At 72.4% G+C, this 14,957-nt stretch carries 13 protein-coding genes; 9 read left to right on the top strand and 4 right to left on the bottom strand.

Going from position 1 to position 14,957, the window contains the following annotated elements:
• Nucleotides 1–73: 73 nt before the first annotated feature.
• Both glp and galU read right to left on the bottom strand, forming a co-directional pair.
• Nucleotides 74–1,396, bottom strand: coding sequence for a gephyrin-like molybdotransferase Glp (gene glp, locus SCK26_RS22210; protein WP_318203070.1), 1,323 nt, complete (start codon nt 1,394–1,396; stop codon nt 74–76).
• Nucleotides 1,393–2,304, bottom strand: a complete 912-nt coding sequence (gene galU, locus SCK26_RS22205) for a UTP--glucose-1-phosphate uridylyltransferase GalU (RefSeq protein WP_318203069.1) — start codon at nt 2,302–2,304, stop codon at nt 1,393–1,395. Before galU ends, glp begins: the two co-directional genes overlap by 4 nt.
• Nucleotides 2,305–2,463: 159 nt before the next feature.
• Here galU and SCK26_RS22200 point away from each other — a divergent pair, with 159 nt between their 5' ends.
• Nucleotides 2,464–3,021: a 5-formyltetrahydrofolate cyclo-ligase gene (locus SCK26_RS22200; RefSeq protein WP_318203068.1), complete on the top strand. Its 558-nt coding sequence runs from the start codon at nt 2,464–2,466 to the stop codon at nt 3,019–3,021.
• Between the two features lie 96 nt (nt 3,022–3,117).
• Here SCK26_RS22200 and SCK26_RS22195 read toward each other — a convergent pair whose 3' ends face one another.
• Nucleotides 3,118–6,042 carry a penicillin acylase family protein gene (locus SCK26_RS22195; RefSeq protein WP_318203067.1) on the bottom strand — a complete coding sequence of 975 codons (2,925 nt, stop codon included), beginning with the start codon at nt 6,040–6,042 and terminating at the stop codon, nt 3,118–3,120.
• Nucleotides 6,043–6,278: 236 nt separating this feature from the next.
• On the opposite strand from SCK26_RS22195, the gene SCK26_RS22190 reads away from it, so the two are divergent.
• From SCK26_RS22190 to mscL, 6 genes are all read left to right on the top strand, one after another.
• A complete protein-coding gene (locus tag SCK26_RS22190) occupies nt 6,279–7,775 on the top strand; it encodes a potassium/proton antiporter (protein ID WP_318206065.1) in 1,497 nt (498 codons plus the stop codon).
• 278 nt (nt 7,776–8,053) lie between these two features.
• Nucleotides 8,054–9,349 (top strand): MFS transporter, encoded by a 1,296-nt coding sequence (locus SCK26_RS22185; protein WP_318203066.1) that lies wholly within the window; start codon nt 8,054–8,056, stop codon nt 9,347–9,349.
• A gap of 67 nt (nt 9,350–9,416) precedes the next feature.
• A complete protein-coding gene (locus tag SCK26_RS22180; RefSeq protein WP_318203065.1) occupies nt 9,417–9,704 on the top strand; it encodes an FmdB family zinc ribbon protein in 288 nt (95 codons plus the stop codon).
• Nucleotides 9,705–9,855: 151 nt separating this feature from the next.
• The gene (locus SCK26_RS22175) at nt 9,856–10,689 is read left to right on the top strand and encodes an S-methyl-5'-thioadenosine phosphorylase (RefSeq protein ID WP_318203064.1); all 834 of its coding nucleotides are present in this window, start codon (nt 9,856–9,858) and stop codon (nt 10,687–10,689) included.
• Nucleotides 10,690–10,902: 213 nt separating this feature from the next.
• The gene (locus SCK26_RS22170; RefSeq protein ID WP_318203063.1) at nt 10,903–11,547 is read left to right on the top strand and encodes an RcpC/CpaB family pilus assembly protein; all 645 of its coding nucleotides are present in this window, start codon (nt 10,903–10,905) and stop codon (nt 11,545–11,547) included.
• Between the two features lie 138 nt (nt 11,548–11,685).
• Nucleotides 11,686–12,162, top strand: a complete 477-nt coding sequence (gene mscL / locus SCK26_RS22165) for a large conductance mechanosensitive channel protein MscL (protein WP_318203062.1) — start codon at nt 11,686–11,688, stop codon at nt 12,160–12,162.
• A gap of 73 nt (nt 12,163–12,235) precedes the next feature.
• Here the strand turns inward: mscL and SCK26_RS22160 are convergent, their stop codons facing one another.
• The gene (locus tag SCK26_RS22160) at nt 12,236–12,412 is read right to left on the bottom strand and encodes a hypothetical protein (protein WP_318203061.1); all 177 of its coding nucleotides are present in this window, start codon (nt 12,410–12,412) and stop codon (nt 12,236–12,238) included.
• Between the two features lie 139 nt (nt 12,413–12,551).
• On the opposite strand from SCK26_RS22160, the gene SCK26_RS22155 reads away from it, so the two are divergent.
• Both SCK26_RS22155 and SCK26_RS22150 read left to right on the top strand, forming a co-directional pair.
• Nucleotides 12,552–13,790 carry a low temperature requirement protein A gene (locus SCK26_RS22155; protein WP_318203060.1) on the top strand — a complete coding sequence of 413 codons (1,239 nt, stop codon included), beginning with the start codon at nt 12,552–12,554 and terminating at the stop codon, nt 13,788–13,790.
• A gap of 37 nt (nt 13,791–13,827) precedes the next feature.
• On the top strand, nt 13,828–14,853 hold the full coding sequence (locus SCK26_RS22150; RefSeq protein WP_318203059.1) for a P1 family peptidase: 1,026 nt from the start codon (nt 13,828–13,830) through the stop codon (nt 14,851–14,853).
• Nucleotides 14,854–14,957: the final 104 nt, after the last annotated feature.

Below are 14,957 nucleotides of genomic sequence, written 5' to 3'. Positions count from 1 at the left end.
GCGGACCAGGATCGTCCTGTGGACACGGCACGCGCGCGTGCGCCGTCCCGTGGACAGGACAGCCGCGCGTGCCTCAGCCGAGCAGCACGACCTCCACCTCGCCGCCGGGCTCGACGGACTCCACGTCCTCGGGGACGACGATCAGCGCGTCGGCCCGGGCGAGCGCCGCGACCAGGTGGGAACCGGCTCCGCCCACGGGGGTCACCTCGCCGTCGGCGTACCGGCCGCGCAGGAACTGGCGGCGGCCCTTGGGCGAGCGCAGCGCCGCGTCCGCCTTCAGCGCGGCCCGGGCGCGGGGCCGGTGCAGATCGGTCAGGCCCATCAGGGCGCGGATGGCGGGGCGGACGAACAGCTCGAAGGAGACGTACGACGACACCGGGTTGCCGGGCAGGGCCAGCAGCGGGGTGTGGTCGGGGCCGATGGCACCGAAGCCCTGCGGCTTGCCGGGCTGCATGGCGAGCTTGCGGAACTCCACCCCGCTGCCCGCCTCCTCCTCGTCACCGGCGTACGACAGCGCCTCCTTGACGACGTCGTAGGCCCCCACGCTGACCCCGCCGGTGGTCACCATCAGGTCGGCGCGGATGAGCTGGTCCTCGATCGTGGTGCGCAGGGTCTCGGCGTCGTCGGCGACGGCGCCCACCCGGTAGGCGATGGCGCCCGCGTCCCGCGCGGCGGCGGTGAGGGCGAAGCTGTTGGAGTCGTAGATCTGCCCGGGTGCCAGTTCCTCGCCGGGCTGGACGAGTTCGCTGCCGGTGGACAGCACGACCACGCGCGGGCGCGGACGCACCCGGACCGTGCCGCGGCCGATCGCGGCGAGCAGCGCGAGCTGCGGCGGGCCGAGGATCGTACCGGCCTCCAGGGCCGGTTCGCCGGCCCGTACGTCGCTGCCCTCGGCCCGCACGTGCGCGCGTGCCTCGACGGGCCGGTGGACGTGCACCTGGCCCTCGGCGCCCTCGGGAGCGAGGCTGCGCGCCCGCATGCCGCTCGCCGGGCCCTCGCCGAGCCCGCCGTCGGTCCACTCGACGGGGACCACGGCCTCGGCGCCGGGCGGCAGCGGAGCGCCGGTCATGATGCGCGCGGCCTGCCCGGGGCCGACCCGGACCGGATCGGCGGCGCCGGCCGCGACGTCCCCGACCACCTCCAGGGCGGCCGGGAACTCCTCGCTCGCGCCGGCGACGTCCGCGACCCGCACCGCGTACCCGTCCATGGAACTGTTGTCGAACGGCGGCAGGGACACCGGCACGGTGACGTTCTCCACCAGGACGCAGCCCTGGGCGTCGAGCAGTTGCAGCTCGATGGGCTCCAGGGGACGGACGGTGGAGAGGATGTCCTCCAGGTGCTCGTCCACCGACCACAGGTCGTCCGGTCCGGCGGGGCGGGTCGCGGCGCTGCTCAAGACTGCTGCATCTCCTCGGCTACGTAACTGCGGAGCCAGGTCCGGAAGTCCGGGCCCAGGTCCTCACGTTCGCACGCGAGTCTGACAATGGCACGCAGATAGTCGCCGCGGTCACCGGTGTCGTAGCGGCGGCCCTTGAAGACGACGCCGTGCACCGGGCCGCCGACCTTCTCGTCCTGGGCGAGCTGCTGGAGGGCGTCGGTGAGCTGGATCTCGCCGCCGCGGCCCGGCTCGGTCTCGCGCAGGATGCCGAAGATGCTCGGGTCGAGGACATAGCGGCCGATGATCGCGTAGCGGGACGGGGCGTCCGCCGGGTCCGGCTTCTCCACCAGTCCCGTCACCTTCACCACGTCACCGTCGGCGGTGGCCTCCACGGCGGCGCAGCCGTAGAGGTGGATCTGCTCGGGAGCGACCTCCATGAGGGCGACCACGCTGCCGCCGTGCCGCTCCTGCACCTCGATCATGCGGCGCAGCAGCGGGTCCCGGGGGTCGATCAGGTCGTCGCCGAGGAGGACGGCGAAGGGTTCGTCGCCGACGTGCGGGGCGGCGCACAGCACGGCGTGGCCGAGCCCCCTGGGGTCGCCCTGGCGGACGTAGTGCATGGTGGCCAGGTCGCTGGACTCCCGCACCTTGGCGAGCCGTTCGGCGTCGCCCTTCTTCTGCAGCGCCGATTCCAGCTCGTAGTTGCGGTCGAAGTGGTCCTCCAGTGGGCGCTTGTTGCGCCCGGTGACCATGAGGACGTCGTCGAGCCCCGCCGACACCGCCTCTTCGACCACATACTGGATCGCCGGCTTGTCGACGACGGGCAGCATCTCCTTCGGAGTGGCCTTCGTGGCCGGCAGGAACCGGGTGCCGAGGCCGGCCGCGGGAATGACAGCCTTGCTGATCCTGGACTGGGACTGAGTCATGCTCGCCACAATATCCGGTGCCTTTGTGCGGAATCTGTGGCTCCGACGACTTACCCCTCATATGACCTGCATGACGAAGGGTGCGGTGAACGACCAGTGGAACAGCATGGATCCGAGGGCGATTCTGACAAGCGCACATTGCGGCGGGAATTCCTCGGAGTGAGGAACAGGTTGCCGGCGGGCGACATCCGCGAGGCCGGCCGCGCGCTCGCCGAGCGCGCCCTGGACATGCCCGAGCTGGCCGCGGGCCGGACGGTGGCGGCGTACGTCTCGGTGGGCGCCGAACCGGCCACTTTCCCGCTGCTGGAGGCGCTGCGCGCGCGAGGGGTGCGCGTGCTGCTGCCGGCGCTGCTGCCCGACAACGATTTGGACTGGGGCGAGTACACCGGCCCGGATTCCGTCCGGCGCGTTGAGCACGGCGGAAAGATGGCGCTTTTCGAACCCTCCGGCGCGCGTCTCGGCCCGGACGCGGTGACGGCCGCCGACGTCGTCCTGCTGCCCGGTCTCGCGGTGGACGCGCGCGGAATGCGCCTGGGGCGCGGCGGCGGCTCCTACGACCGGGTGCTGGCCCGCCTGGAGCGCGCGGGCGCGCGGGCCCGGCTCGTGGTGCTGCTCTACGACACGGAGGTCGTCGCGCGCGTCCCGGCCGAGGCCCACGACCGGCCGGTGCACGCGGTGGTGACGCCCTCGGGCGTGCGCCGCTTCCCGGACTCCTGACCCGGAACCCGCCCTCCGCGACGGAGAACGGCCCCCGACGGAGAACGGCCCTCCACGCGCGCGTGGAGGGCCGTTCTCAGCGGAACGCCGTGCGGGTCACGGCTTCAGGACGAGGCTGTCGCTCGTGCTCTCGTCCACCGCCTTGTCCGTGAACGACCAGGGCAGCAGCTCGCCGTCGGCCCACTTGCCGGTCTGGTCGGTGTAGTGCGCGCTGAACGCGTGCCCGGAGGCACCGGCCAGGTTGATCCACTTCGACTTGTCGAGGTCGGCGAGGTTGACGACCATCCGCATGGACGGCACCCAGACCACGTCGTAGCCGCCGGCCGCGTTCCAGCCGGTCGCGTTCACCGCGGCCTCGCCGCCGCTGAGCTTCCAGGGGCCGCGGTTCAGCAGGTACTGCACGACCTTGGGGCCCTCGGTGCCGAGCGTCTGGTTCTTCAGGAACAGCCGGTGCAGCCGGCCCCAGCTCCAGGTGTCGATGTCCTTGCCGAGCTTGGCGGTCAGCTCCCAGCGGGCGTCGATCATGGCCCGGGCGAAGAGCTGGTCGCGGTTGGCCGCGCCGGGACGGGTGCCCGACTTGGGCGCCTTCCACCAGTCGCTGTCGGGCTTGTCCAGCAGCGTGCGCACGACCTCGAACCAGCGGTCGCCGCCGTCCGGCTGCGCCTGGTCGGCGGCGCGCTCACCGCACTCGCGCACCTTGGTGTCGTCGTCCAGCGGGCCGGTGCTGTCGATCTTGTCGACCCACAGGCACTGGCCCTTGGCCCGCAGCTCCTTGGGCATCTTGTTGCCGAAGGACAGCTTGAGGATGTTGCGCCAGACGGCGTTGAAGTAGGCCGCCGCCGCCGAGTCGGCGTCCTGGGTGTAGTCCCAGCCCTCCAGCAGCTTCTGCGCCTGGCGGACGTCCGGGTCGGCCAGGTTGATCTTCAGCAGCCTGGGCACCAGGAGCTTGGCGATCTCGCTGCTGTTGTCCAGCTGCATCTGCCGCATGTCGTCGGTGGAGATCTTGCCGCCGCCCTTGATCTTGGACTCGATCAGGTCGGCGATGCGCTGGCTGCGGGTGCCGTAGCCCCAGTCGGCGGTCAGCGTGTACGGGTACTCGTCCGGGTCGACCACGGCCTGGTTGGCGGTGACGATGTAGCCGCGGTCGGGGTCGTACTCGTAGGGCAGCTCGTCCTGCTCGATGAAGCCCGTCCAGCGGTACTTCGGGTCCCAGCCCGGCACCGGCAGGGCGCCGGTGTCCTTCTCGGAGCGGGTGGGGATCCTGCCGGGCAGCGTGTAGCCGATGTGGTTGTCCGTGCTGGCGTAGACCAGGTTCTGCGAGGGCACGTCGAACAGGGCCGCCGCCTCGCGGAAGTCGCTCCAGCCGGCCGCCCTGTCGAGCGCGAACACGGCGTCCATGGAGGTGCCCGGGTCGAGCGCGGTCCAGCGCAGGGCGATGCCGTAGCCGTCGCCGCGGTCCGGGGCGGCGGCGTTCACGGTGGCCTTCTTGCCGACCTGGACGAGTTCGTCGTCACGGTCGGACAGCAGCGGCATCCCGTCCTGGGTCTGGCGGACCACGATCGTCTTGGCCTTGCCGCCGGCGACCTTGATCGTCTCCTCGCGGGTCTTGAAGGGCTTGACCTTGCCGTCGTAGAGGTAGCCGTTCGCGCTGACCTTCTCCAGGTAGAGGTCGGTGACGTCGACACCGGAGTTGGTCAGGCCCCAGGCGATCTTCGCGTTGTGGCCGATGACCACACCGGGCATGCCGGCGAAGGTGTAGCCCGAGACGTCGTACCGGCACTTGTCGGAGACGGTCCGGCAGTGCAGGCCCATCTGGTACCAGACGGAGGGCAGGGACGCCGACAGGTGCGGGTCGTTGGCGAGCAGCGGCTTGCCGGTGATGGTGTTCTTCCCGGCGACCACCCAGGAGTTGGAGCCGATGCCCTGGCCGTTCACGCCGACGGCGGTGGGCAGGTCGTCCAGGACCTCGGTGAGGCCCTCCAGCTGTCCGCTGAGCGTCGATCCGCCGCCGGTCGCGGTGGAGGAGCCGGCCGAGCCCGCCGTGCCCGTCGCGCCCTGGGAGGAGCCGGTGAGGCCGCCGGTCGTACCCGTCGTACCCGTCGTGCCGGTCGTGCCAGTGGTGCCAGTGGTTCCGGTCGTGCCCGTGGTTCCGGTGGTGCCCGTCGTGCCCGTGCCGCCGATCGTGCCCGTGCCGCCCGAGGTGCCCGTGCCGCCGCTCTGGCGGAAGGCCTGGGTCAGTTCGTCGTACTGGCCCTCCTGCACGATCGGCTTGTTGCGGCCGGCCGGGTAGGCCGGGTACAGGTCCTGGATCTGCTGCGGGCCGAGGCGGCTGGTCATCAGGGCGCGGTCGACCTCGTCGCGCATGTTGCCGCGCAGGTCCCAGGCCATCGCCTTCAGCCACGAGACGGAGTCGACCGGGGTCCACTTCTGCGGCGCGTAGTCGTTGGTGAAGCCCAGGGCCGCGTACTCCAGGGAGATGTCCTTGCCGCTCTTGCCCTGGAGGTAGGCGTTGACGCCCTTGGAGTAGGCCTGGAGGTACTTCTTCGTGGCCGCCGACAGCTTGGTGTCGTACTCCTTCTCGGCGATCCGGTCCCAGCCGAGGGTGCGCAGGAACTCGTCGTTCTTCACCTGGCTCTTGCCGAACATCTCCGACAGGCGCCCGGAGGTCATGTGCCGGCGCACGTCCATCTCGTAGAACCGGTCCTGCGCCTGGACGTAGCCCTGCGCCATGAACAGGTCCTGGTCGGAGGAGGCGTAGATCTGCGGGATGCCGTAACCGTCCCGCTTCACGTCGACCGGCCCGGACAGGCCGTCGAGCCGGAGCGTGCCGGTGGTCTGCGGGAAGGAGGCGCGGACGGTGCTGATCGTCCAGTAGGCGCCGTAGGCGATGCCTCCGATGACGGCCAGGACCAGCACCAGCACGATCAGTCGGGCTTTGCGCCCCTTCTTCCTGCCGGACTTGACGGACGTGGCACCCGTGGTGGCGGTGTCACCCGTTGTGGCGGTGGTGTTGGGGGGCATCGCTGTCCTTGCTGTCCTAACGCGAGCGGCAGGTCGGGCTGTGACTTTGAATGAGCGCTGGAGCAACCATAGGCGCAGGGCCTCGTCCCGCTTGACGCGGAGTCGGGAACCAGCGCGTACGAGCGTTCGATCTTGCCCTGCCGATCGTCAAGAAAGCGTCAAGAGTTAGGTAAGGTAACGAAGTAACCGGAGGTCTCCGGACCGGCCCCCGGCCCCGCTCCGAGGAGGAACGCCCGCTGACTGTTCACCACCTCAACCAGCTCCTGCTCATCTGCTCCGTCGTCCTGCTCGTCGCCGTCGCGGCCGTCCGGGTCTCCTCCCGCAGCGGGCTCCCGAGCCTGCTCGTCTACCTCGGCATCGGCGTCCTCATGGGCCAGGACGGCATCGGCCACATCCACTTCGACAGCGCCGAAGTGACCCAGGTCATGGGATACGCGGCCCTCGTCGTGATCCTGGCCGAGGGCGGCCTCGGCACGAAGTGGAAGGAGATCCGGCCGGTCCTGTCGTCCGCGTCCGTGCTGGCCACGGCCGGGGTCGCGATCAGCGTCGGCGTCACCGCGGCGGGCGCGCACTACCTGGTGGGGCTGGAGTGGCGGCAGGCGCTCATCATCGGCGCGGTGGTGTCCTCGACGGACGCGGCGGCGGTCTTCTCGGTGCTGCGCAGGATCCCGCTGCCCGCGCGCGTGACGGCCACGCTGGAGGCGGAGTCCGGCTTCAACGACGCCCCGGTGGTCATCCTGGTCGTCGCCTTCTCCACGGCCGGCCCGGTCGAGCACTGGTACCTGCTGCTCGGCGAGATCGTCCTGGAGCTGGCCATCGGCGCCGCCATAGGCGTCGCCGTCGGCTGGTTCGGCTCCTGGGGCCTCAGGCACGTGGCGCTTCCGGCGTCCGGCCTCTACCCGATCGCCGTGCTCGCGATCGCCGTCACCGCCTACGCCGCCGGCGCCCTGGGCCACGGCAGCGGCTTCCTCGCCGTCTACCTGGCCGCGATGACGCTCGGCAACGCCCGCCTGCCGCACTGGCCCGCCACCCGCGGCTTCGCCGAGGGACTCGGCTGGATCGCCCAGATCGGCATGTTCGTCGTCCTCGGCCTGCTGGTCACCCCGCACGACCTGGGCGACGACATCTGGCCCGCCGTGATCATCGGGCTCGTCCTGACCATGGTCGCCCGGCCGCTGAGCGTGGTGGGCAGCCTGGCGCCGTTCCGGGTGCCGTGGCGGGAGCAGGCCCTGATGTCGTGGGCGGGGCTGCGCGGCGCCGTGCCGATCATCCTGGCCACCATCCCCATGGTGAACGGCGTGGACGCCAGCCGCCGCATCTTCAACATCGTCTTCGTCCTCGTCGTCGTCTACACCCTGGTGCAGGGGCCGACCCTGCCGTGGCTGGCCCGGCTGCTGCGGCTGGGCGAGCAGGGCGAGGCGTCGGACCTCGGCATCGAGTCGGCGCCCCTGGAGCGGCTGCGCGGCCACCTGCTGTCCGTCACCGTCCCCAAGGGCTCGCGGATGCACGGTGTGGAGGTCAGCGAGCTGCGGCTGCCGCCCGGTGCGGCCGTCACCCTGGTCGTCCGCGAAGGAGAATCGTTTGTGCCGCTGCCCACGACGGTGCTGCGGCGCGGCGACGAACTGCTGGTCGTGGCGACCGACCCGGTCCGCGACGCGGCGGAACGGCGGCTGCGCGCGGTCGCCCACGGCGGCAAGCTGGCGGGCTGGCTGGGGACGGACAGCTCGCGCTGAGAGCGGGCCTCCCGGCGCTCATACCCCGTGAATTACCAGGTGGCCGCCCGGATCGTGCTTGTTTTCACAGCCGCGCGAGCGGTGATCCCTGTACGATTGGGGCGCACCCTGATCGAACCAACTCTGCCTGACGCAGAGCTGGCGCGACCGTATGGCGGCCGGGTCGCCCCCACCCGCAGTGGGCGCCGGCATCTACCGCAGTCCGCGCAAGAGGACAGCTCTCGGCGCCCGGCCCGCACGGGGCCCGCGCGCTACCAGGCGGCAGAAAGGCACGGGCCGTGGGATCCACGGTCACCACCACCGAACCGGAGAAGACCTCGCCGGCGTCCTCCCGCCCCGGATACGGACAGCTGCTGCGCACCCGCGGCGCCTGGACGTTCCTGCTCCCCGGCTTCGCGGCGCGCCAGCCGTTCGCGATGCTCACCATCTCCATCGTGCTGCTCGTCCAGCACACCACCGGCTCGTACGGCGCCGCGGGCGCCGCCGCCGCGGCCACCGGCGTCTCCATGGCGCTGTTCGCGCCCTACAGCGGCCGCCTGGCCGACCGCTACGGCCAGCGGGCGGTCCTGATCCCCGGCGTGCTGGTGCACACCGCCGCCGGCCTGTCCCTGACCGCCCTCGCGCTGGCGCACGCCCCGCTGTGGGCGCTGTTCCTCGCGGCCGTCCCGACCGGCGCCTCGGTGCCGCAGGTCGGCCCGATGGTGCGGGCGCGCTGGGGGGTCAAGCTCCAGGGCTCGCCCCTGATGACCACCGCGGCGGCCTTCGAGTCGGTCACGGACGAGCTGACGTTCGTCTTCGGGCCCCTGCTGGCGACCGCGCTGTGCACCGCCGTGACACCGGCCGCCGGCCTGGTCACCGAAGGCGCCCTGACCCTCGTCGGCGGTCTCCTCTTCGCCGCCCGGAAGAGCACCCAGCCGTCGGTGGCCGCGAAGGGCCACGCACGCGTGGTACACGCCTCGGCCCTGCGCGTGCCGGGCGTACGCGTGCTGATCGCCACCTTCCTGGGCATCGGGTCGGTCTTCGGCGGCATGCAGGTCTCGCTCGCGGCCTACACGGAGTCGATCGGCGAACCCGGCATGAACGGCGTCCTGTACGGCGTCTTCGCCGCCGGGAACATGCTGTCCGGCATCGTCTGCGGCGCCATCGCCTGGAAGGCCGCGCCCCACAAGCGGCTGCTGATCGGTTACACGGCGCTCGCCGTGGCGGCGTCCGCCCTGTGGACGGCGCACTCCGTGGTGCTGCTCGCCGCGCTCGGCCTGCTGGTCGGCATGTGCATCGCCCCGTCCCTGATCACCGGCTACACCCTGGTCGACGGCCTGGTCCCGGCCGGCGCCCGCACCGAGGCCTTCACCTGGCTGACCGGCGCGGTCGCGCTCGGTCAGGCCGCCGCCGTCACGGTCGCGGGCCAGCTGGAAGACCGGCTGTGGGACGGCGCCGGATTCCTGGTGCCGATGGGCGGCACCGTGCTCGCGCTGGTCACCCTCGCGGTCCTGCGTTCGCGGCTGGTGCCGTCCCCGCAGAACCGCACCGTCGCACGTGGCGTCGGTCACCGCGCGCCGGTAACGGTGGACTGATCCCCGGGAATGCGTCACTATGGACCGTCGTTAGCACTCATTGAGTGAGAGTGCCAGGAGGAAGACAGTGCCGACCTACCAGTACCAGTGCACCGAGTGCGGCGAGGGCCTCGAGGCGGTGCAGAAGTTCACCGACGACGCCCTGACCGAGTGCCCCAACTGCAACGGGCGCCTGAAGAAGGTGTTCTCCGCGGTCGGCATCGTCTTCAAGGGCTCCGGGTTCTACCGCAACGACTCCCGCGGCTCCACGTCGAGCAGCACGCCGGCGTCGAAGTCGTCCGACTCGAAGACGTCCTCGTCCTCCTCGACGTCGTCGTCCTCGTCCAGCTCCACCAGCAGCAGCTCCGCCGCCTGAGACCTCTCGGGCCTCTCCACCGTGACCCTGCCGTCGGCCGACGGCGGGGTCTTCGGCGTCCCGGAACCGTTCCGGCCGTGGTGTCCGCGCGCCGGCCGGGCGCTTCGGCACCGGCTCCCTCTCGGTTTCCCGGCCCGCTAGTGTGCTGGTCATGGCGAACGCAGAGATCGGCGTAATCGGCGGCTCGGGGTTCTACTCCTTCCTGGACGACGTGACCGAGGTCCGGGTGGACACCCCCTACGGAGCGCCCAGCGACTCCCTCTTCCTCGGCGAGGTCGCCGGCCGGCGGGTCGCCTTCCTGCCCCGCCACGGCCGCGGCCACCATCTGCCGCCGCACCGCATCAACTACCGCGCCAACCTCTGGGCGCTGCGCTCGGTCGGCGTCCGCCAGGTCCTCGGCCCGTGCGCGGTGGGCGGCCTGCGCCCCGAGTACGGCCCGGGCACCCTGCTGGTCCCGGACCAGTTCGTGGACCGTACGAAGTCCCGGGCGCAGACCTACTTCGACGGGCTGCCGCTGCCCGACGGGACCGTGCCGAACGTCGTCCACGTGTCCATGGCCGACCCCTACTGCCCCACCGGCCGGGCCGCCGCGCTGAAGGCCGCCCGGGGCCGGGATTGGGAACCGGTGGACGGCGGCACGCTGGTCGTGGTCGAGGGGCCGCGTTTCTCCACCCGCGCAGAGTCGGTGTGGCACCAGGCCCAGGGCTGGTCGGTGGTGGGCATGACCGGCCATCCCGAGGCGGCTCTCGCCCGGGAACTTCAGCTGTGCTACACCTCGCTGACCCTGGTCACCGACCTCGACGCGGGCGCCGAGACCGGCGAGGGCGTCTCCCACGAGGAGGTCCTGCGGGTCTTCTCCGCCAACGTCGACCGGCTGCGCGGCGTCCTGTTCGACGCGGTGGCGGCCCTCCCGGAGCCCGGCGCCCGGGACTGCCTGTGCGCGAACGCCCTCGGCGGGATGGACCCGGGGTTCGCGTTGCCGTAGCGGCGGGTGCGGCAGCGAGCGGGCGGGTTACGGCAGCGAGCGGCTTACGGCCGGGCCGGCAGGGCGGGATCGGTTGCGGGGGAGGCGGAATCTCTCGTTCGGGTGGGCGAGTTGTCCACAAGCCGTCCGTCGTCCACCGGGCCCGGCGGGATCCGGCGGAAGCCGTCATCGTGGCATCGCAAGCCGGAATCCCTCGTCGCAGGCGGTGCTCCCATGCCCTCCCCCCTCCCCGCGCCTTCGCCCTCCCCGACCCCGTCCCCCCATCCTCATCCGCCGCGTCCGCTGCCCCCTCAGCCGAGCCCGGCCGCCCGCTCTTCCTTCCCGCCTCCGTTCCGGCCACCGCGTCCGCTGGGCACGGACGTCCCGGCGACCTGTGAGGTCCCGTCCTTCGACCCGGTGCGGGTGCGCGGCGGGCGGTACCGGCCGCACCGGCTGGTGCGGCACCGCAGGCCGGCCCTGGCCGCCGGCCTCGCGGTGACCGCGGCGGCACTGGTGGCCGCGGGCCCGGGCACCGGTCCGGAGCCGCACGGCCCGCAGCACCCCCGCGGACACCCGGTCGCCGGTCCCCTGCGGCCGCACCCGGCGGCCGAGCTGGTGACGGCACCGGTGCGGATCGCCGACGCCGCCACGGTGCGGCTGCTCCGGCCCGGCGACCGCGTCGACGTCATCGCGGCGCAGGACGCGTCCGCGGGCGGCGCCCGGGTACTCGCCCGCGGTGTCAGGGTGACGGCGGTGCCGGAGCCACCGGCCGGCACCGCCGAGAGCGGGGCGCTGGTCGTGCTGTCGGTGCCCCGGGCCACGGCCGCCCGGCTGGTCGGCGCGAGCGCCACCGCGCGGCTGGCGGTGACGCTGTGCTGAACCAGCTCGTACGACCGGTCGGCGTCTTGCTGTCAAGTAGCTCGTTCGAGCTACCGGAGTGGACACCGGGGCCGCACCCTGCCGTAGGTTGCGGAGCGTTTCGTTCCACACCCTGTGCACACGAGGAGAGTCCCCGAGGTGAGCGCGAAGAAGGAACCGAGCGTCTGGCAGGGCTTCAAGGCCTTCCTGATGCGCGGCAACGTCGTCGATCTGGCAGTCGCCGTGGTCATCGGCGCGGCCTTCACCAACATCGTCAACTCGGTGGTGAAGGGAGTCATCAATCCGCTGGTCGGAGCGATCGGCACGCAGAACCTCGACCACTACAGCTCGTGTCTGAAGGCACCGTGCAAGGTGGGCCCCGACGGCACGGTCCACAGCGGTGTGCCGATCCTGTGGGGCTCGGTCCTGGGCGCCACGCTCACCTTCGTGATCACCGCGGCGGTGGTGTACTTCCTGATGGTCCTGCCCATGTCGAAGTACCTGGCCCGGCAGGCGGACCGGAAGGCGGCGCGCGAGGGCACCAAGGAGATCGTGGAGGTGAGCGAGCTGGAGGTGCTCAAGGAGATCCGCGACGCCCTGGTCGCCCAGCGCGGCTCGGGCCGCGACGAGCGCTAGCGGCACTCCCGCGGCCCGCTCACAGCCGACGGCCTGCTCAGAGGCGGTACGGCGGTCAGCGGTGGTGGGCCGCTCAGAGGTGGTGGGGCGGCTTCTCGTCGAGGAAGCGCTTGAGGTCGGCGGCGCCGTCGGCGTCGCCGCGCTCGCCCCACCCCCGGTCGGTGTCGTCCGAGGACTGCTGGTCCAGCGGGTCGTCGAAGACCAGCGCGGGCTTCGGGGCGCGCGGCTCGGGTTCGGGAGCGGTGCTCATGCCTCCAGGGTACGGCTCCCGTACGGGCGGGCCTCCGGAGTGCCCGTCCCCGGCACCGGCCGGCCGGTCACCCTCCTGTGAACATGCGCACAAGATCGTGAACAGGATTTCGCGGCCTTTTTCTGCTGTGCTGGGCATCATGACGCCCCATTCCGCTTCGGCACCCGCTCCCTCGGGGGCGCCCCGGCCCCCGGGCCCCCTGCGCCGGCTCACCGCACGCGGGCCCCACGAGGCGCACCGCGTCGCCTCCCCGCTGGAGCTGTTCTTCGACCTGTGCTTCGTCGTGGCGGTCGCGCAGGCGGGCACGCAGCTGGTGCACGCCGTCGCGGAAGGCCACGCGGGCGCCGGGATCCTGGACTACGCGATGGCGTTCTACGCGATCTGGTGGGCCTGGATGAACTTCACCTGGTTCGCCTCGGCGTACGACAACGACGACGTGCTCTACCGGATCGTCACCCTGGTGCAGATCGCGGGCGTGCTGGTCCTGGCCGCCGGGATCTCCCGGGCCTTCGCGCACCACGACTTCCTGCTGGTCTGGCTCGGCTATGTGATCATGCGGCTGGCGATGGTCTGGCAGTGGCTGAGAGCCGCGCGCTGGGCCGACGGCGCGGAGCGGACCACGGCCCTGCGGTACGCGGGCGGAGTGCTGCTGTGCCAGGTGGGCTGGGCCGGGCTGGTGCTGCTGCCGGAACCGGCGCGGCCCTGGGTGTTCCTGGTGATGGCGCTCGTGGAACTGTGCGTGCCGCTGTACGCGGAGCGGGTGCGGCAGACCTCCTGGCATCCGCACCACATCGCCGAGCGGTACGGCCTGTTCACGATCATCGTGCTCGGCGAGACGATCGCCGCGGCCACGGTCGCCGTGAAATCGGCCGCCGCCGAGCACAGCGCGCCGACCGAGCTGCTGCCCATCGCCGCCGGCGGGCTGCTGATCGTCTTCTCCGCGTGGTGGATCTACTTCGTGGTCCCCATCCACGGTCATCTGCGCACCAGCAAGCGGGCGTTCGTCTGGGGCTACGGCCACTACCCGGTGTTCGCCTCGGCGGCGGCCATCGGCGCGGGGCTGGAGGTGGCCGTGGAGCAGGCGGCCGGCAAGGCGCACATCTCCACCCTGTCCGCCTCGGCCGCGGTCACCCTGCCGACGGCGCTCTATCTGCTGACGGTGTGGGCGCTGCACTCCCGCCACTTCAAGGTGGGCGTCGCCCAGCAGCTGGTGCTGCCGGCCACGGCCCTGCTGGTGATCTGCTGCACGCTCCTGGGCGACTGGGCGGTGCTCGCGGCGGGGCTGGTGTCCGCCGCCTCGGTGGCGACCGGTGTGGTGATGACTGCGCGCGGAGCCGCCCGGGAACACCGCGCGGACGCCGCCGACCCGGCCGGCTGAGCCCTCCGGCCGGGGACGCTCGGTCACACTGGCGTCCATGACAGCTGACGCATTGACGGATGTCGCCGGGCTGCGGGTGGGTCACGCCACCCGGGCCGGCGACGGCTGGCTCACCGGCACCACGGTCGTCCTCGCGCCCGAGGGCGGCGCCGTCGCCGCCGTGGACGTGCGCGGCGGCGGCCCCGGCACCAAGGAGACCGACGCGCTCGACCCGCGCAACGTGGTGCAGAAGATCGACGCCGTGGTGCTGACCGGAGGCAGCGCGTACGGGCTCGACGCGGCGTCCGGCGTGATGGCCTGGCTGGAGGAGCGGGGCCGCGGGGTGCGGGTGGGACCGGATGCCGCGCACGTGGTGCCGGTGGTGCCCGCCGCGTGCGTCTTCGACCTGGGCCGCGGCGGGGACTTCCGGGCCCGTCCGGACGCGGCGACCGGCCGGGCGGCGGTGGAGGCCGCGGCGGCGAGCGTGCCGGGCGCGCGGGTGCCCGAGGGCTGTGTGGGCGCCGGCACGGGTGCCGTCACCGGGCACCTCAAGGGCGGGGTGGGCACCGCGAGCACGGTGCTCGGCTCGGGGATCACGGTGGCCGCGCTGGTGGTGGCGAACGCGGCGGGCACGGTGCTGGATCCGGAGACGGGGGTGCTGTACGGGGAGTTCTTCCAGGGGCGGGTGGCCTATCCGGAGGACCGGGTGCACGAGGCCGCGTGCCGGCGGCTGGCGGAGGCCGCCGCGGCCGGCGCGCCGCCACCGCTCAACACGACGCTGGCGGTGGTCGCGACGGACGCCGCGCTGACCAAGGCGCAGGCGCAGAAGCTGGCGGGCACGGCGCACGACGGGATCGCGCGGGCCGTGCGGCCGGTGCACCTCCTGCACGACGGGGACACGGTGTTCGCGCTGGCGACCGGCGCCCAGCCCCTGGAAGCACACCCGTTGGCACTCAACGACATCCTGGCGGCCGGCGCGGACCTGGTGACGCGGGCGATCGTACGGGCGGTGCGCGCCGCCACGCCGGTCGACGGGCCGGGCGGGGTGTGGCCGTCGTACGCGGACTTGTACGGAGTGGGGTAGCGCGCGGCGCCGGATTGTCGCGGTTCTGTCACGTGATGGCGTTCAAGAGGTCCGGCGGGAACCTTCCCCGGCGCCCGCACCCTCTTCTCCCACGACCGGAACGG

It is taken from the genome of Streptomyces sp. SCL15-4, from assembly GCF_033366695.1.
Taxonomy (GTDB): Bacteria; Actinomycetota; Actinomycetes; order Streptomycetales; family Streptomycetaceae; genus Streptomyces.
This window is presented reverse-complemented; position numbering and strand designations above follow the sequence as displayed.